The following is a 16,518-nucleotide window of genomic DNA, read 5'->3' as shown; positions in this document are numbered from 1 at the left end:
ACCCATCCTAGGACCGGCGAGCACTGGCCCCTAGGCGCCGGCGTTCACGTCCTTGGCCGGCGTGGCGTCCCGGTAGCCGCGCATCTCCTCGCGGATCTCCTCGGCCCCTTCGGCGCACTTGGAATCCAGCGTAATAACGCCGTAGGTCCACCCCTTCCGGCGGTAGACCACGGACGGTGCTCCGGTGGCAGCGTCGACAAAGAGGTAGAAGTCGTGGCCAACCAGTTCCATGTTGTCGACGGCGTCGTCAAGGCTCATGGGGGCACCCGGGAAGACCTTGCGACGGATGAGGACCGGGCAGTCGCCGGTCTGCATGTCCTGGTCGGTTTCGCTGCTCTCGGCCGGGGCCGGCTCGGCGGCCGCGAACTGGGACGAGAGCGGTTCGGAACTGCTGACTGGCTCCAGCCCCGCGGTGGCAACCCGGACAGGAACCGGGGTGTGGCGGCCGCGGTGCACCTTGCGCCGGTCGCTGGCGCGGCGCAGGCGTTCCATCAGCTTGCCGTAAGCCAGATCGAAGGCTGCAAATTTGTCAGCGGAAGAGGCCTCTGCACGGACCACTGGTCCACGGCCGAGTACGGTCAATTCCACGGTGAGGGAGCTATCCGCCTCACGGACGTTTTCGTGCTTGGTAACCCGGGCATCCACCCGCTGTACCTTGTCTCCGAGGTTTTCGACCTTGCCGATTTTTTCGGCGGCGTACTGACGGAACCGATCGGATACTGCAACATTGCGTCCGCTGATCATGAATTCCATGGTGCCCTCCAATATTCTTCGGTGACACAACAACGGCCGCTGCCAGTTTCCTTCGCGGCCGTTGCCGCAGGACCGCTCCATTTCTTGAAGCAATCCATACCCAACACGTTAGATCACCGGGAAGGTTAATTCACCTTCTGACCTTGGCCGCTGTGTCCGCCTGTGCTTCGGCGGGCTGAGTTTTCGGCGGCCGGACTCTTATATGCCCCGGCCTGCCCGATTGGCTCAGGACGGAGCACGCACCGCCGCGATTACCACCGCTCCGGCTACGTGTGCCCCGGCGGCACGGAGTGCCCGGACAGCTTCGGCCAGCGTCGCCCCGGTAGTCAGAACGTCGTCGGCAACAAGCACTGTGGCCCCCTGGAGCGTAACCGGGCGGGCAGTCATGGTTCCGTGGACGTTCCGGCGCCGTGCACGGGCCCTCAGCGTCTTCTGCCCGCCTCTGCTCCGGCCGAGCACTCCGGCTGCTGCAGCCGCCGGCCGGAACCGCAGGGAGCGGTGAATGCCTGTTCCTGCGGGAAGCAGGCCCCGCCGCTCTATCTTCGCCAGGATCAGCTCCAGTGGGTCATACCCGCGCCTGGTCCTGCCCCGGAAAGATCCCGGGACGGGCACCACTGCCAGGTGCCCGCTGTGGGCTGCTGATGACCGCGCGCTGTAAAGGGCACGGGCCATCGCTTCGGCAAGGATGCCTGTGAGGTCTGTGTGCCCGTGGTTCTTGTACGCCAGCATTACCCTTGCCAGTTCTGCCCCGTAACGTCCGGCGGCGGTCACCGGCAAAGGAAGATGATCCGCTTCTTCATGGCGGGGAAGCATGGCAGCCCGTTCTGATGCGTCGAAAGGGCGCAGGGTGGCCTGGCGGAAGGCTGCCAGGCAGGGCAGGCAAAGCGACGCGTCCGGGGTTCCGCAGGCAACGCATTCCACCGGCAGCAGCACCGAGCGCAGTTCATTCAAAGCTGCGGCGGCTGCTGCCGGCCCAGGCAGGGCGAGCAGTTCCTCGAGTCTCCTAAGTGCTGCCATGCGCCCATGATCGCGCCTGCCCGCTGCTGGCTGCGGGACAGGGGACCGGATTCCGGAAACACGGGACGGGTACCGGGAAACGGACGGACCTGTGCAGGGCCGGTGGCGTTAGCCGGGGAAGGACGGGTCCCGGATTCCGTCGATCTCGCGGATCCAGCCGTTGCCGAGCTTCTTGTAAACGGCTTCTCCGGTCTGCAGGAAAATATCCTCGGGCCCGTCGCCTCCGCTGATGCCGAAGCTGCCCTCCCAGTCTGCCAGTTCACGGTTGTCTTCCGCCGGATCAAGGACCACCGGGGTAAGTGCGTCATCCTGTCCCCGCTGCAGTGCCGCGACCCGGTTTTCACCGGCCCAGACCGCTGTGGAGACCGGCTCGGTCGTCCACAGTTCCAGGGGGGTGGTCAGTGTCTGCGGGGTGCCGTCCGAGGAACGCACGACGCCGGCGACCAGGACCCGGGATGCGCCGTCCTGCTCCACCACAAGCAGGGCGCGCGCCCCGTCCCGGGAGATACGCAGTTCCCGGACACGCATGTCTGCGAGCCAGGAAGGAGTCAGTCCGGCTTGTGTGGATGCCGCAAGGTTCGGCCCCACAGCGATGAGCCTGCTCCCCTGACCAGCTTCCGCGGCAGACCAGATCCAGCCCTCAGGATCGATGCTCGGCCCGCTGAGCCCGCTGCCAGTTGCAACCTGGGCTACGTCCTTGTCCGGGCCGGTTACCAGGAGGGTGCTGCGGTCACCCGACAGGAAAGCGATGGTTGACAGGTCCACGGACACGGCCGGATCCCGCGGGCCGTATTCGGAGACATCCGGCAGGTTCTCAATGCCCTTCGCCTGCCGGTCACGGAAGAAGACCAGTTCCTTCCCCAGAACACCCACCTGGGTGTCCCCTACCGATGGATCAGCCTGAACCGGCAGCAGCTCGCTGCTTTCGGGCCCCAGATCAACGGCCCGCTGGTTGACGGTCATCTCCACAGAGTTGACGTTGTTGAGCTGGCGCAGGTTCTGCTGCAGCTGAAGTTCCATCTGCTGCCGGTTGAGGTCCGTGGAATCCTCCAGGACCTCAGCGGAGAAGTCCACGGTAGCCACCCCGGAAACCACCGGGACCGCGTCGCGGGCAAGTTTTGTCTCCACGGGGAAGGCGCTGGTGACCGCGCCTTCGAGATAAGGGGCCGGGCCGGCAAGCATCGCATTTACCACTGAGGCCGCCATGCCCGAACGCTGGACGAACCAGCGGGTGTCCGGCACCCAGTAGCGGTACGTGCTGGAGTAGAAATACAGGTTGTGTGCCCGGAAAACGGTTGGGAACGTTACGTCGGAGATCATCACGCCGTTCGGTATGCCGTTGATCCGCCATTGGCCGTCCTGCTCCACAAGCCGAACCTGGATCGTCTCGGTTGTCCCCGGTGCGGACACCGTGCGGATTCCCTTGGCGTTGACCGAACCGACCACTTCCAGCTGGATCTGGAAGGCATTTGGTTCCGGCAGCGGGACTATGTTGGGGTCCGCACCGTAGATAACCACACGCTCGTTGGGCACCCAGGATGCAGTCAGTTCCGGAGTCAGGTACTCGCGGGCAACGCTGTAGTCCTCGGCGGCGCCCACTCCTGCCCTGATGAATCCTTCGATGATCTCCTGCGGGCCGGCTCCCTCAGGCGGCCCGGGCGGGCTGTAGTTGAGCTGGTTTGTCAGGCTGTTGCCGCCGGCGTTGGCCGTGGCTGTGCCAACCGGCCCCACCGTCGGGATCGAGGAGCAGCCGGAGACGAAGAGCAGTCCGGCGATCAGCACTGCAGCAGTACGGCGGGCAATGTGGGCTCTAGGCATTGGATTCCTCCCCCTCGGCAGGGGCCGCAGTAAGTGCCCGCGGGGGTGCCGGCAGCGCGGTGTCCTGCGGCGAGAGCGGCACCGGAGAGGCTGCAAAACCTTCTCCGTGGCGCCGCGGAAGGGTCAGCCGGAAGCACGCGCCGTCGCCCGGGCTGCCCCAGGCCTCCAGCCAGCCCCGGTGAAGCCGGGCATCTTCGGCGGCGATCGCCAGGCCAAGTCCGCTGCCGCCGGTTGTCCGCGCCCGTGCCGGATCTGCGCGCCAGAACCGGTCAAAGACACGCGCTGCGTCGTCCTCGGTCATTCCAATGCCGTAGTCCCGGACCGCCACGCCAACGGCGTCGGCATTCGTGGCGACGGCGATCTCGACCGGTTTGCCTTCTCCATGTTCGAGCGCGTTGACCACAAGGTTCCTCACGATCCGTTCAACCCGGCGGGGATCGGCGTCGACCACTACACGTTCTTCCCGGCACACAATGCGGACCTGGGAACCGTTGTTCAGTGCCAGCGGCTCGGTGGCTTCAACGACGTCGCGGACAATGCCGAGGATATCGGCGGCTTCGAGGTCCGGTTCAGCAGCACCGGCGTCGAACCGGCTGATTTCCAGCAGATCCGCCAGCAGCGCCTGGAAGCGTTCAACCTGGTGATAAAGCAGCTCGGTGGACCGTTTGGACACCGGATCGAATCCGTCCCGGGCATCGTAGAGCACCTCTGCTGCCATGCGCACTGTGGTCAGCGGGGTGCGGAGTTCGTGCGAGACATCGGAGACGAAGCCCTGCTGCATGCGCGAAAGCTGGGCCAGCTGCGTGATCTGGTCCTGCAGCGTTGCGGCCATATGGTTGAACGACGCTGCCAGACGGGCGACCTCGTCCTCTCCCTTGACCTCCATGCGTTCCTGCAGCTCACCGGCGGCGAGCTTCTCCGAAACCGATGCCGCTGCGCTGACGGCGCCGACGCCTGCTTTGGTCACTACCCACGCGATGGTGCCGATGATGACCAGCAGCAGTCCGCCGGCAATCCAGAGGATGCGGTGGATGTCGTCCAGGGTCTGCTGCATGGTGGACAGGTCATAAATGAGGTAAAGCGCGTATTCGGACCGGTCAGGAGGCAGCGTCACCTTGGTGCCGAAAGCCAGCCCGGGTTCGCCGTGGGCCAGCGCCAGCGCGGACCAGTGGACGACGTCCTCACCCTCGGGATCAAGCGCCGCGACGGCCTCGCTCAGCGGATCGGGGATACCGCTGGCGGTTATTCCGTCGCCGAGCGGTGAAACGTAGAGGTTTTCCTGGTCCGGCAGCGGCGTGAGCAGGTATCTGCGGGGTGTCTCAGCTCCCCTGCCCTCAAGCAGGGACAGGGTATTGGAGACGAGCCGTTCGGTGCTTTCCCTGTCGACCGCGGCAGTGGTGCGGAAGTTCTCCTTCACGCTGCTCAGGCCCGAACTGGCTTCGGCCTGGAACTGCGTCAGGCGTTCCTCATACAGCGCGCCGGCGATCTGGTTGGAAAGGAAGGCCCCGATCCCGCCTGCGGCCACGGTCACCAGCAGCAGCGTTGCAAGAACGGTCTTGAACTGGAGGGACGTGCGCCAGCGGGCGGCAACCTTGGCGGTGCTGGCCCGGTGCGCGGATTCAGCTCCCCGGCGCACCGCTGCAAGGGCGCGCTGCAGCCGCGCGCGGACCTGGGTTCTGAAACTGTCCGGCACACTGCCCTCCTCCGCACCGGCGGAGGGGAAGGTACTAGTTTTGGCCGGCTTTGTAACCGACACCGCGGACCGTCAGGACAATTTCGGGTGCTTCCGGATCCCGCTCAATCTTGGACCTCAGGCGCTGGACGTGCACGTTGACCAGCCGCGTGTCTGCGGCGTGACGGTAACCCCACACCTGCTCCAGGAGCATCTCACGGGTAAAGACCTGCCAGGGCTTGCGGGCAAGTGCCACCAGGAGATCAAATTCCAGGGGTGTCAGTGCAATGCGCTCGGCGCCGCGTGAAACGGAGTGGCCGGCGACGTCGATGCTGATCTCGCCAATGGACAGTGTCTCGGGTGCCTTGGAATCAACCGGGCGCAGCCGCGCCCGCACCCGTGCCACCAGTTCGGCCGGCTTGAACGGCTTGGGCACGTAGTCGTCGGCACCGGATTCGAGGCCGCGAACGACGTCGGCGGTGTCGGATTTGGCGGTCAGCATCACGATCGGAAGGTCTGACTCGGCACGGATCTGCCGGCACACTTCAATGCCGTCCATTCCGGGAAGCATCAGGTCCAGGAGGACGAGGTCCGGCTTGGAGCTGCGGAAAACCTCGAGCGCCTGGGCGCCGTCGGCACAGAAAACGGGGTCGAACCCGTCGTTGCGAAGCACAATACCGATCATTTCGGCCAGCGCTTCGTCGTCGTCTACGACCAGTATCCGTGCCTTCATGCTTTTCAGTTCCCCGTTACTTTCCCGCCCTGCCAGGGCATTCGACGTCCTGGGCTGTCCGGCAGCCACACGCCATGATGTGTGCTCTCACCGGACATGCGGCACCCAGCCTGAAGCCAGGCATGCCGGAATAGCCCATGTTATCCCTATCATCCCTAACGGCATATTTCCGTCCGGCCCGCCGGGTCCCTCTCACGGCGTCCAGAAACTATAGTCGGACTAGGAGAAACAGGACGATCACCCAAAAAGGCGGGGCGCAAGGATGAGTCAGGACAATCACAACGAACCCGAACCCGGCGGCGCACCCCGCCCCGGAGCCGGGCATGAGCCCTCCCCTCCGCCCCAGGCGCCCTGGGGACAGCAGCCGCAGTGGGGCCAGGTGCCCCAGTGGGGACAGCCGCCGTGGGGTCCGCCGGCAGGCAACCCGTCCCAGCCGGGCGGCGTCCCGCCGTACGGGCCGCAGGGCTGGAACGCCGGCCCCTACGGCGCCCCCGGGGCAGGCCCCCAGGGTCCCTATCCGCCCGGCGCGTACAGCGCTCCCCCGAAGCCGGGGGTCATTCCGCTGCGTCCCCTCGGTCTCGGGGAAATCATGGACGGTGCCTTCCAGGCCTGCCGCCGGAACCCGGCAGCGACCTTCGGCACCGCAATCATCATCCAGGCCGTCATCTCTGTCCTGACGGTGATCTTCGGACAGTCACTCCTGGCACCGCTTTCGGACATTGGCCTCGAGTCGGAGCTCACCGACGAGCAGGCACTCTCACTGGGCGCTACTGCCCTGACCGGCGGTACGGCGCTGACCGTGGTCTCCGCGATCGGCATCCTGCTCATGCAGGGGCTGCTGGTTATTCCGGTTGCCCGGGCAATCCTGAACCTCAAGACCGGCTTCGGCCAGACGTGGCGGCTGGCCAAAGGATCAATGCTGAGGCTTGCCGGACTGGGCCTGCTGATGTTCGCTGCCGTGGCGGCAGGCATCGTCGCCTTTATCTTCGCCCTGATCTTCGTCATTGAATTCCTTGGCCCGTTCGGGGTGTTCCTGACCGTTATCGGTGTGCTCGCGCTGATTGCCGTGTTTGCCTGGCTCTCGGTGAAACTGGCACTGGCCCCGGCGGCCCTGGTCGCCGAACCCCGCGGAGTCTTCGCTGCGGTCTCCCGGTCCTGGACCCTCACCCGGCGCAACTGGTGGCGCACTTTCGGCATCCTTCTGCTGACCAGCGTGATTGTTTCCATCATCGTTTCAGTGATCAGCACTCCCATAACCATGCTGATCACGCTCTTCGCGTCCTTCGGCACGGGAGAGGCTGCAGCGGACGACATTTCCTCCGTCATCCCGGTGCTCATCCTTACTACGGCAGTCTCCGCCTTCTTCGGCGCAATCGGATACGCCTTCCAGGCGGCGGTTACGTCGCTGCTGTACATCGACCTGCGCATGCGCCGCGAGGGATTCGACGTTGCGCTGATGAAGGACCAGGAAGTCGCAGCGGCTTCCGGCCCTGAGTTCGTTCCTGGCCGGAACCAGCCCCCGGCACCGGCCGGCCAGTGGCCGGGCAGCCCATACCCCGGTTCTGCCTAGGGCTGCATGGAGACAAGCATTCGTACCGCACCCGTCCTGCAGGTGCCGGTGGAACCTGACGCTGACCAGGCCCGCGACTGGCTGCAGTCCGAACTCTCGAAGCCCGAATACCAGGAGGCCCAGCCGGGCCTGCTGGAGCGGGCGCTGACGGCTGTGCTGGAGTGGCTCGCTGATGTGGTGTCAGGAATCCAGGGGGTGGGTGCTTCCACCGGTGTCCTCCTGCTGGGCCTTGGTGCCCTGCTGCTGCTGGCCCTTGCCATCCTGGTCATCCGGCCGCGCCTGAACGCAAGGCGCAGGCCGGACGGGGTTTTCGACGACGCCGAAACCGGTCAGGACGCGGTCAGCCACCGGGCCCTTGCCGAGGAAGCGCTGCGCGCCGGCGACTGGGACAGGTCACTGGCCGAACGGCTCCGGGCGATCCTGCGCTCTGCCGAGGAACGGGTCATCCTGGATCCCCGGCCCGGACGGACCGCCCATGAAGCGGGGGCTTCGCTCTCAGCAGTCTTCCCGGCTGCGGCGGAGGAAATTCTTTGGCTCAGCCGCCGCTTCGATGAAGTCCGCTACGGCGGCGGCCAGGCCGCGGAGCAGGATGCCCGCCGCGCGGGAGAACTTGATGCACGCCTGCTGGGCTCCTCGCCTGCCGCCCCGCAGCGCACCGCGCAGCCGTCCCTGGCGGTCCCGAAATGAGCGGCGCAGCGGTGGAAACCGCAGCGGGGCACGCCGTCGGGGGCAATGTTTCCGGTACGTCCGCAGGTCCGTCCCGGCTGCGCAGACGGTTCCGCGCCTGGCGGCTGTGGATCATCCTGGCGCTCGTACTGGCCGGAGGCGTCGTGCTTAGCCTGCTGACCTCCACCAGTGCCGACCGCACCCCGCTCTCCGCCGGCAACCCCTCCCCCAATGGTGCGCAGGCGCTGGTGAGGGTTCTGGGCGAACGGGGAGTCGACGTCGTTCAGGCACCGGACTTCGACAGCGCACTGCGGGCCCTGGACGCGCAGGATGCGACCCTGCTCTTCTTCGATCCGAACGAATACCTCGGCGCCGGCCAGCTGGCTGAACTGCGTGCCGCTGCCGGGAAGGCCGTTCTTGTGGAACCGACGTTTGCGCAGCTGCGCGGGCTGGCACCAGGGATCTCCCAGGCCGGGCTGGTCCCCGAAGAGACTGTCGAAACCGGTGAGGTGACCGGTCCGCGCTGCGCGGACCCTGCGGCAGAGGCTGCCGGAACGGTCAGCGCCGGCGGACTGGCTTACCGCGGCCCGGTCACGTGCTTTCCCGTGACCGGCGGTGCCGGGGAGCCGGCCGGCCTCTTCGCTGCCGAAGAAGACGGCTCGGCTGCCGTCCTGGGCTACTCCGGACTGCTTGCCAACGGCACCATCACCGAGAACGGCAACGCGGCCCTGGCTCTGCGTTCCCTCGGCAGTGCCGGCACCCTGGTCTGGTATCTGCCCGTCCCGTCCGACATCCCCGCCGGCGATGCCCCTGCCAACCCGTTCAGCCTGCTTCCGGACTGGGTGGATCCCCTGCTGGTGTGGGTTGTGGTCGTGGCAGCAATCGCGGCATTCTGGCGGGGCCGCAGGCTGGGCCCGCTGGCAATGGAACCCATGCCGGTGGTGGTCCGTGCTTCGGAGACAGCAGACGGCCGGGCGCGTCTCTACCAGGACAGCAGGGCACTGGACCGCGCCGCGGCGAATCTGCGTGCCGGCACCATGGTCCGCCTGGCGGCCAGGCTCCGGCTGGGGCCCGGCAGCACCAGTGCCGCCGTTGTGGAGGCGGCAGCACGCAGTACCGGACGCCCGGCGTCCGAGATCGACGCCCTGCTCAACCGGCACGCACCTGCAAACGACAGCGACCTCGTGACGTGGTCACAGGAACTGCTCTACCTAGAGGAAGAGATAACGGAATCATGACCCAGCACTACCCTTCGGTCTCCGGCTCCGCCGAGGCGCCCGGCGTTTCGTCCGATGCCGGCGAAAACGCGCGCCGGGCCCTGCAAGGCGTCCGGCAGGAAGTCGCAAAGGCGGTGGTGGGACAGGATGCCGCAGTTACCGGGCTGATCATTGCCCTGCTCGCCCGCGGCCACGTTCTGCTGGAAGGTGTCCCCGGCGTAGCGAAGACGCTGCTGGTCCGGACCCTGGCCGCAGCGCTGTCCCTGGACACCAAACGCGTGCAGTTCACCCCGGACCTCATGCCGGGTGACGTGACCGGCTCCCTGATCTACGACGGGCGGACCTCCGAGTTCAGTTTCCGTGAGGGGCCGGTCTTCACCAACATCCTGCTTGCCGATGAAATCAACCGCACTCCTCCCAAGACGCAGGCATCACTGCTGGAGGCCATGGAGGAACGCCAGGTCACAGTGGACGGGGTCTCCCGCCAGCTGCCGGACCCGTTCCTGGTGGCAGCGACCCAGAACCCGGTTGAGTATGAAGGCACTTATCCCCTCCCCGAAGCGCAGCTGGACCGTTTCCTGCTGAAGATGACGCTGGAGCTCCCCGGCCGCGACGACGAAATCGAAGTGATCCGACGGCACGGCAGCGGCTTCGACCCGCGGAACCTGGCTGCAGCGGGCGTCCGTCCGGTGGCGGGGGAAACCGACCTGCTGGCCGCCCGCGAAGCGGTGGCGCGGGTGGAAACCGCCCCGGAAGTGCTGGGCTACATCGTGGACCTTGTCCGCGCCACCCGTTCAGCGCCGTCGTTCCAGCTGGGCGTCTCCCCCCGCGGTGCCACGGCGCTGCTGAACACGGCACGGGCCTGGGCCTGGCTTTCCGGCCGCTCCTTCATCACGCCCGACGACGTGAAAGCCCTGACGCTGCCGGCGCTGCGGCACCGGGTTGCGCTGCGGCCCGAAGCCCAGATGGACGGCGTCAGCGTGGATGACGTGCTGGGCAGCATCCTCGCCACTGTCCCGGTACCCCGGTAGCCGATGGCCATCTCGTCCCGACTGGTCCTTCTGGCAGCCGCCGGCGCCGTGGCAGTCGTGCTCTTCCCTGGACCGGTCAGCATACTGGGCTGGCTCGGTGTGCTTGCTGCGGCCGCAGCACTGGACCTGGCCCTGGCGGCGTCCCCGCTGAAGGTCCGGCTGGAACGCGTCCTGCCGGAAAGTGCCCGGCTGGATGAAGACGTCCCTGCTGCACTGGTGGTCCGCAATGGCTCCGGCCGCACTCTCCACGCCGTCATCCGGGATGCCTGGCAGCCGTCGGCCGGCCAGCTCCAGCCCCAGCGCCGCCTCACGGTCCCGGCCGGGGAAGCACGAAGGGCACCGGGAACCCTGCGCCCTGAACGGCGCGGCGACCTTCGGACCGCTTCGGTTACTGTTCGTTCCTTTGGCCCGCTGGGGCTGGCGGCCCGGCAGCGGACCGTTCCCTACCCGGGCACGCTGCGGGTCCTGCCCCCGTTCCGGTCCAGGCGCCACCTGCCGGCGAAACTGCGCAGGCTGCGGGAAATCGACGGCAACGCCTCCGTGCAGCTGCGCGGAGCGGGCACAGAGTTCGATTCCCTGCGTGATTACGTGCGCGGCGACGATGTCCGCTCTATCGACTGGAGGGCAACGGCGCGGCGGCGGGACACGGTGGTACGAACCTGGCGCCCGGAACGGGACCGCCGGGTCATCATCGCGCTGGACACTTCCCGCACCGCAGCCGCGCGGATTCTCGACGAACCCCGCCTGGATACGGGGATTGAAGCTGCCCTGCTTCTGGGGATGCTCGCACAGGGCGGCGGGGACCGGGTGGACTTCGTCGCCTTTGACCGCCGCGTGCGGGCACGGGTGGATTCTGCCGCGAAGGCGAACCTGCTGAGCCGGCTGGCCGGGGCGATGGCGCCACTGGACGCCGAACTCATTGAGGCCGACTTCTCGCTGCTGCCGGGAATCATTTCCTCCGTGTCATCGCGGCGTTCGCTGGTTGTGCTGGTTACCTCCCTGGATGCCGGAGCGGTGGAAGAGGGGCTGCTTCCGGTGCTTCCGGCCCTGCTGGCCAAGCACGTGGTGGTGGTGGCTTCCGTGCGGGATCCGGCACTGGATGACCTCCGTTCCCGGCGTGGAAGCGCCGCGGACGTGTTCCGGGCGGCAGCAGCCGAACGTGCCCTGCTGGACCGGGCAGCCGTAACAGCGCAGCTGAAGTCAATGGGAGCTGAAGTGGTGGATGAACCGCCTTATGAGCTCCCTCCGAAGCTGGCCGATATGTACATCCGGCTGAAGGCCTCCGGCAGGCTCTAGCTGCGTCCGCGGACCGTTCAGCCGGTCCGGCGGCGTAGTGTGGAGGAATGACTGACGGGTCCGTATACCAGCGGGCGCTGGGCGCCGATTTCGACCGGCTTCAGCCCGAACTGCAGGATTACTTCTCGCTGGCTCCCGGCGAGCAGCGGTACGGAGTGGGAACCGGAGTGTTCGACGTCGCCGGCAGCCCCCGCCCGGTACTGCGGCCCCTGATGTCTGCCCTGCCGGTGACCAATGCTTTCTTCCCCGATTACGGCCGCGCCGTTCCGTTTACGATCCGCAACTATGCACATCTGGACCCGTTTGGGCGGTCCTCGCTAACGGCGGTGCGTACTTTCAGTTTTGACCGCGCCGAGCGGATCTTCGAGGACACCACGTCCCTGACCTCCCCCGCGGGGCTGACGGACTATGTGGGCAGGCGCCGGAACCTGGCCACGGACCTTCAGCTTTCCGTCTCTGCGGACGGCAGGCTGCACATGCACTCCCCGCACACCCGGCTGTTCCTGGGCCGGCTGCGGGTGCCGGTCCCGGTCCTCGCCGGCGCCGACGCCCACGCCGAGCAGTGGTGGGACGCAGAATCCGGGATGTTCCGGATCCGGACCCTGGTGCGCCAGCGGCAGCTCGGCACCGTGTTCGTCTATGACGGCAGCTTCCGCTACGAATACCGGGACTTCGACGGTGTGCTTCCACCGGATGTGGAACCCGAGAAGTGGGAACGGCGGCTCTAGGCCTGCTCTCCGGAAGGACGGGCCTTAGCCTTCGGCGGCCAGCTGGTCCAGGGCCGATGCGGTCTGGGCCAGCCGCTCCAGGACACGCCTGGCGCTGGACGGCGCAAGATCCGCCAGGTCACCGTCGGGCATGATCCGAAGTGCCTGGAGGTCCCGCAGCGGCAGTCCCACCCGGGACCACGGTCCGGTGACGTCCTCAACGAGCCCCGTTACCTGGCGGGGTGCCGCACCGGCGGCGGGAAGCGGCAGGATGCCCAGCCAGATCTGCTTCCCGGCCTCGATCGCTTCTGCGAGTCCTTCCCAGTCACGGCTGGAAAGACCGCGGGCTGGCAGCGCAACGCCGTCGGCCCCTGCTCCCAGTGCAAGGTCCAGCCCCGATCCGGGCCGGCCATGCTCCGCGGAGGGCAGATTCAGGACGACCTCGCCTGCACCGGCTGCCAGCAGGGTCTCCCGCAGTGCAGTCCATGTCTGTGAGGCTTCCTGTGCCGGAACCGACCGCAGCGTCCGGTAGCCGCTCGCTGTTGGAATGCGTCCGCTCAGGACCCGGTCCAGCAGGGGCTCATCCAGCTGAACCGTAATCGCTGCTCCCCGTGCTATGGATTTGACCCGCTCAACGTAACCGGCAGCACCTGCGGCGAGGGATTCGGCGATCTCCCGGCGGGCACCGGCGTCCGAAAGCGCCCGCTCACCGTTGTGCAGGTAAAGGGAAGCGGCCAGGGAAAGCGGTCCCCGGAGGCTGACCTTCAGGGCAGAGCCAGGTGCTTCCTCCTCGCCGATGACGTCGGCAAGGGTGTTGATGTCCCGTGAGAGCAGCGAAACTGCGCGGCGGTGGTCGACGCCGGGACGGTCCACCAGGCGCCAGCCATGCGGCTGCAGGTCCACCGGGAGCTCCACGAGCAGTGCGGCGGTACGTCCGGTGGCGTCGGCACCCGGGCCCCGCTGGGGCAGTTCCACCAGGAAGGGCAGGTGCGGCTCACCCAGTTCGCCCCGGATGGTCTTCGCCGCTTCCAGCGGATCTGTTCCGGGCCAGGTGCCCGCTGCCGTAGCTGTGACCCCGGACGGCGGGGCCGGCTGGGAAGTTTCAGGCTCCTGCGTCATTGCTTCCGCCGTTGCGGGTCTCGGAGATGGCCTGGTGGTGCCGGATGACCTCGCTGATGATGAAGTTCAGGAACTTCTCGGCGAAGGCCGGGTCCAGGTGGGCGTCTTCCGCCAGCCGCCGGAGCCTGGCGATCTGTGCAACTTCACGGCCTGGGTCAGCCGGGGGCAGGTGGTGCTCGGCCTTCAGGTGCCCCACCCGCTGGGTTGCCTTGAACCGTTCGGCCAGCAGATACACCAGCGTCGCATCGATGTTGTCGATGCTGCTGCGCATGGCAAGCAGCTCGTCCATGACCTCGTCGGCCACCTTGCCGGAAAGGGAGCTGGCTTTGGGGTCGAAGTCGTCGTCAGCTGGTGCAGTACTCATGACTCCAGTTTAGGGTCCCGGACGGCCGGCACCGGCGCAGGTTACGGCGGCCGGGGCTAGGAGACTGCTGCGGGGTCCCACTGCAGGGAACGTGCCGAGTCGATCGTGGCCTGGCCCAGCACCCGGGTGCCCTGGTAGATCACCACGGTCTGCCCGGGGGCCACTCCGCGCATGGGATCCTTCAGCCGGACCACGAGCTCGCTGCGGGAGTCCTCCCCTGTTTCCATCCAGGCGGTGGCGGGAACAGGGTCGCCGTGCGCGCGGACCTGCGCGGTGCACTCGAAGGTTTCCCCGGTGGCTATCTCACGGATGGGCAGCCCGGCCCAGGAGACCTTGATGCCGCGCATCTGGTCGATTTCAAGCAGCTTTTCCGGTCCGACAATGACCTTGTTTTCCTTCGGCCGGATCTCCAGTACAAAGCGCGGCTTGCCGTCGGCAGCCGGGCGGCCCAGCTTCAGGCCCTTGCGCTGGCCGACGGTGAACGCGTTGGCACCGGGATGCGTGCCGAGGGTTTCGCCGGTGGGATCCACGATCTCGCCCTCGGTCATTTCGATGCGCTCTTCGAGCCAGCCGCGGGTGTCGCCGTCGGGAATGAAGCAGATGTCGTGGCTGTCGGGCTTGTTGGCCACAGACAGGCCCCGGCGCTCAGCCTCAGCCCGCACCTCCGCCTTGGACGGGGTGTCAGCGAGAGGGAACATGGCGTGCCTGAGCTGCTCGTGGGTCAGCACACCGAGCACATAGGACTGGTCCTTTGCCCAGTCAGCGGCGCGGTGCAGTTCCGGGTTGCCGTCGGCGTCGGTGATCACCTTGGCGTAATGGCCGGTGCAGACGGCGTCGAATCCCAGGGCAAGTGCCTTCTCCAGCAGGGCAGCGAACTTGATGCGTTCGTTGCAGCGCATGCACGGATTGGGGGTGCGGCCGGCCGCGTACTCGGCGACGAAGTCATCCACCACGTCTTCCTTGAAGCGTTCGGAGAAGTCCCAGACGTAGTAGGGGATCCCCAGGATGTCGCAGGCCCGCCAGGCGTCACGCGAGTCTTCAATGGTGCAGCAGCCGCGGCTGCCGGTGCGCAGCGTACCGGGCATCCGGGAGAGCGCCAGGTGGACCCCAACGACGTCGTGCCCTGCCTCTACTGCCCTTGCTGCGGCTACGGCGGAGTCGACTCCGCCGCTCATTGCTGCCAAAACCTTCATGAGATAAAACCTGTCCCTGCTGTTCGAATGCTGCTTTCGCTGCCCGCCATGCCGGCCTTCTTGGCCCGCTCATAGGCCTCGGGCAGGGCATCTATCAATGCATCAACGTCGTCAGCCGTGGATGTATGCCCCAGGCTGAAGCGCTGGGCCCCGCGGGCCTCGGTCTCACTTAGTCCCATGGCAAGCAGCACATGGGAGGGCCGGGGCACGCCGGCGGTGCACGCCGAGCCGGTGGACGACTCTACCCCTGCAAGATCCAGGAGGAAAAGCAGGGAGTCTCCCTCGCACCCGGGGAAGGTGAAGTGGGCGTTGCCGGGCAGCCTGCGGGTGCCCGCCTCGTCGTCGCGCGGTCCCCGGAGTACTGCGTCGGGAACCGTGCGTTCGACGGCGGTAATCAGGTAGTCGCGCAGAGTGCGCAGCCGTGCGGCTTCTTCCTGCAGGTTTTCGGTGGTTTCCCGGGCCGCCGCAGCAAACGCGGCAATTCCGGGCTTGTCCAGGGTTCCTGAACGGATGTCCCGCTCCTGGCCGCCGCCGTGCAGCACCGGCGTGAGCTTCACTGCCCGTCCCACTACCAGCGCACCGACTCCCACAGGGCCGCCAATCTTGTGTCCGCTGACCGCCATGGTGTCCAGGCCGGATTCGCGGAAGCTCACGGGAACGGCGCCAAAGGCCTGCACCGCGTCCGAGTGCACGGGTACGCCGTGGGCGTGCGCGAGTTCAACCAGGGCCGGAATGTCCTGGATGGCACCAACCTCGTTGTTCGCCCACATCACCGTAAGCAGTGCCGTCTCCCCACCGTGTTCCTCCAGCTCGCGGCGCACCGCGTCGAGGCTGACCACGCCGTCCGAGTCCACGGGCAGCCAGGAAACGACGGCGCCTTCATGCTTTTCGAGCCATTCCACCGTGTCAAGCACAGCGTGATGTTCCACCGGGGAACACAGGATGCGGGTCCGCCGCGGATCTGCGTCGCGGCGGGACCAGTACAGTCCCTTGACTGCCAGGTTGTCCCCCTCTGTGCCACCGGAGGTGAAGATGACTTCGGAAGGATGGCAGTCCAGCGCGGCGGCAAGGGTTTCCCGGGAGTCTTCAACAACCATCCGGGCACGCCGGCCGGAGCCGTGCAGCGAGGAAGGATTGCCGCTGCGGCTCAGTTCGGAGGTGAGTGCGGCGAGGGCCGAAGCCGAAATCGGCGTGGTCGCCGCGTGGTCGAGGTACACGGGCACCAGACAATTCTAACGGCTTGTGCTCCTTCGGCGCTCCGCGCCCCGGAGTCCTTCACCAAACCGGCCTGCAGCCGATGCGTCTGCATCCCTTTTTCGAACGCTAGAATTGGCTCTCCGCCAGGCTGCGAACTAATCCGCG

The 16,518-nt window shown here is 66.9% G+C and carries 15 protein-coding genes; 6 read left to right on the top strand and 9 right to left on the bottom strand.

The window, feature by feature from the left end:
* Positions 1-30: 30 nt before the first annotated feature.
* The 5 genes from hpf to mtrA form a co-directional block, all read right to left on the bottom strand.
* Positions 31-753, bottom strand: coding sequence for a ribosome hibernation-promoting factor, HPF/YfiA family (gene hpf, locus AO716_RS03490; RefSeq protein ID WP_055239543.1), 723 nt, complete (start codon positions 751-753; stop codon positions 31-33).
* 225 nt (positions 754-978) lie between these two features.
* A complete protein-coding gene (locus tag AO716_RS03485; protein ID WP_055239542.1) occupies positions 979-1,770 on the bottom strand; it encodes a ComF family protein in 792 nt (263 codons plus the stop codon).
* Positions 1,771-1,878: 108 nt separating this feature from the next.
* A complete protein-coding gene (locus tag AO716_RS03480) occupies positions 1,879-3,588 on the bottom strand; it encodes an LpqB family beta-propeller domain-containing protein (protein WP_055239541.1) in 1,710 nt (569 codons plus the stop codon).
* The gene (gene mtrB / locus AO716_RS03475; protein WP_055239540.1) at positions 3,581-5,281 is read right to left on the bottom strand and encodes an MtrAB system histidine kinase MtrB; all 1,701 of its coding nucleotides are present in this window, start codon (positions 5,279-5,281) and stop codon (positions 3,581-3,583) included. The genes AO716_RS03480 and mtrB overlap by 8 nt, the downstream gene beginning before the upstream one ends.
* Positions 5,282-5,315: 34 nt before the next feature.
* The gene (gene mtrA, locus AO716_RS03470) at positions 5,316-5,993 is read right to left on the bottom strand and encodes an MtrAB system response regulator MtrA (protein ID WP_055239539.1); all 678 of its coding nucleotides are present in this window, start codon (positions 5,991-5,993) and stop codon (positions 5,316-5,318) included.
* Positions 5,994-6,255: 262 nt separating this feature from the next.
* Between mtrA and AO716_RS03465 the strand changes: the two genes are divergently transcribed.
* Genes AO716_RS03465 through AO716_RS03440 form a run of 6 tightly spaced genes read left to right on the top strand, consistent with a single transcriptional unit; the run spans position 6,256 to position 12,501 of the window.
* The gene (locus tag AO716_RS03465) at positions 6,256-7,563 is read left to right on the top strand and encodes a proline-rich domain-containing protein (protein WP_055239538.1); all 1,308 of its coding nucleotides are present in this window, start codon (positions 6,256-6,258) and stop codon (positions 7,561-7,563) included.
* Between the two features lie 6 nt (positions 7,564-7,569).
* Positions 7,570-8,250, top strand: a complete 681-nt coding sequence (locus AO716_RS03460; RefSeq protein WP_082413278.1) for a DUF4129 domain-containing protein — start codon at positions 7,570-7,572, stop codon at positions 8,248-8,250.
* On the top strand, positions 8,247-9,467 hold the full coding sequence (locus AO716_RS03455) for a DUF4350 domain-containing protein (protein WP_055239536.1): 1,221 nt from the start codon (positions 8,247-8,249) through the stop codon (positions 9,465-9,467). Before AO716_RS03460 ends, AO716_RS03455 begins: the two co-directional genes overlap by 4 nt.
* On the top strand, positions 9,464-10,477 hold the full coding sequence (locus AO716_RS03450) for an AAA family ATPase (protein ID WP_055239535.1): 1,014 nt from the start codon (positions 9,464-9,466) through the stop codon (positions 10,475-10,477). The genes AO716_RS03455 and AO716_RS03450 overlap by 4 nt, the downstream gene beginning before the upstream one ends.
* 3 nt (positions 10,478-10,480) lie before the next feature.
* Complete coding sequence (locus tag AO716_RS03445; protein WP_055239534.1) at positions 10,481-11,773, top strand: DUF58 domain-containing protein; 1,293 nt, start codon at positions 10,481-10,483, stop codon at positions 11,771-11,773.
* Positions 11,774-11,820: 47 nt separating this feature from the next.
* On the top strand, positions 11,821-12,501 hold the full coding sequence (locus AO716_RS03440; protein ID WP_055239533.1) for a DUF4166 domain-containing protein: 681 nt from the start codon (positions 11,821-11,823) through the stop codon (positions 12,499-12,501).
* A gap of 24 nt (positions 12,502-12,525) precedes the next feature.
* On the opposite strand, the gene AO716_RS03435 is transcribed toward AO716_RS03440, so the two are convergent.
* From AO716_RS03435 to AO716_RS03420, 4 genes are read right to left on the bottom strand one after another with little or no spacing between them, the layout of a single operon-like run.
* Positions 12,526-13,599: a hypothetical protein gene (locus AO716_RS03435; protein ID WP_055239532.1), complete on the bottom strand. Its 1,074-nt coding sequence runs from the start codon at positions 13,597-13,599 to the stop codon at positions 12,526-12,528.
* Positions 13,583-13,963, bottom strand: a complete 381-nt coding sequence (locus AO716_RS03430) for a chorismate mutase (protein WP_055239531.1) — start codon at positions 13,961-13,963, stop codon at positions 13,583-13,585. The genes AO716_RS03435 and AO716_RS03430 overlap by 17 nt, the downstream gene beginning before the upstream one ends.
* Before the next feature lie 56 nt (positions 13,964-14,019).
* Positions 14,020-15,156 (bottom strand): tRNA 2-thiouridine(34) synthase MnmA, encoded by a 1,137-nt coding sequence (gene mnmA, locus AO716_RS03425; protein ID WP_055239530.1) that lies wholly within the window; start codon positions 15,154-15,156, stop codon positions 14,020-14,022.
* A complete protein-coding gene (locus AO716_RS03420) occupies positions 15,153-16,379 on the bottom strand; it encodes a cysteine desulfurase family protein (RefSeq protein WP_055239529.1) in 1,227 nt (408 codons plus the stop codon). Before AO716_RS03420 ends, mnmA begins: the two co-directional genes overlap by 4 nt.
* Between the last annotated feature and the right edge of the window lie 139 nt (positions 16,380-16,518).

The sequence above is a fragment of the Arthrobacter sp. Edens01 genome (assembly GCF_001307035.1).
Taxonomy (GTDB): Bacteria; Actinomycetota; Actinomycetes; order Actinomycetales; family Micrococcaceae; genus Arthrobacter_B.
This window is presented reverse-complemented; position numbering and strand designations above follow the sequence as displayed.

Coding starts and splice junctions, on each gene's coding strand:
- mnmA (WP_055239530.1), bottom strand. CDS start 15,156: ATGAAGGTTTTGGCAGCAATGAGCGGCGGAGTCGACTCCGCCGTAGCC.
- mtrA (WP_055239539.1), bottom strand. CDS start 5,993: ATGAAGGCACGGATACTGGTCGTAGACGACGACGAAGCGCTGGCCGAA.
- AO716_RS03460 (WP_082413278.1), top strand. CDS start 7,570: ATGGAGACAAGCATTCGTACCGCACCCGTCCTGCAGGTGCCGGTGGAA.
- AO716_RS03485 (WP_055239542.1), bottom strand. CDS start 1,770: ATGGCAGCACTTAGGAGACTCGAGGAACTGCTCGCCCTGCCTGGGCCG.
- AO716_RS03450 (WP_055239535.1), top strand. CDS start 9,464: ATGACCCAGCACTACCCTTCGGTCTCCGGCTCCGCCGAGGCGCCCGGC.
- AO716_RS03480 (WP_055239541.1), bottom strand. CDS start 3,588: ATGCCTAGAGCCCACATTGCCCGCCGTACTGCTGCAGTGCTGATCGCC.
- AO716_RS03455 (WP_055239536.1), top strand. CDS start 8,247: ATGAGCGGCGCAGCGGTGGAAACCGCAGCGGGGCACGCCGTCGGGGGC.
- AO716_RS03435 (WP_055239532.1), bottom strand. CDS start 13,599: ATGACGCAGGAGCCTGAAACTTCCCAGCCGGCCCCGCCGTCCGGGGTC.
- AO716_RS03440 (WP_055239533.1), top strand. CDS start 11,821: ATGACTGACGGGTCCGTATACCAGCGGGCGCTGGGCGCCGATTTCGAC.
- hpf (WP_055239543.1), bottom strand. CDS start 753: ATGGAATTCATGATCAGCGGACGCAATGTTGCAGTATCCGATCGGTTC.
- AO716_RS03430 (WP_055239531.1), bottom strand. CDS start 13,963: ATGAGTACTGCACCAGCTGACGACGACTTCGACCCCAAAGCCAGCTCC.
- AO716_RS03465 (WP_055239538.1), top strand. CDS start 6,256: ATGAGTCAGGACAATCACAACGAACCCGAACCCGGCGGCGCACCCCGC.
- AO716_RS03445 (WP_055239534.1), top strand. CDS start 10,481: ATGGCCATCTCGTCCCGACTGGTCCTTCTGGCAGCCGCCGGCGCCGTG.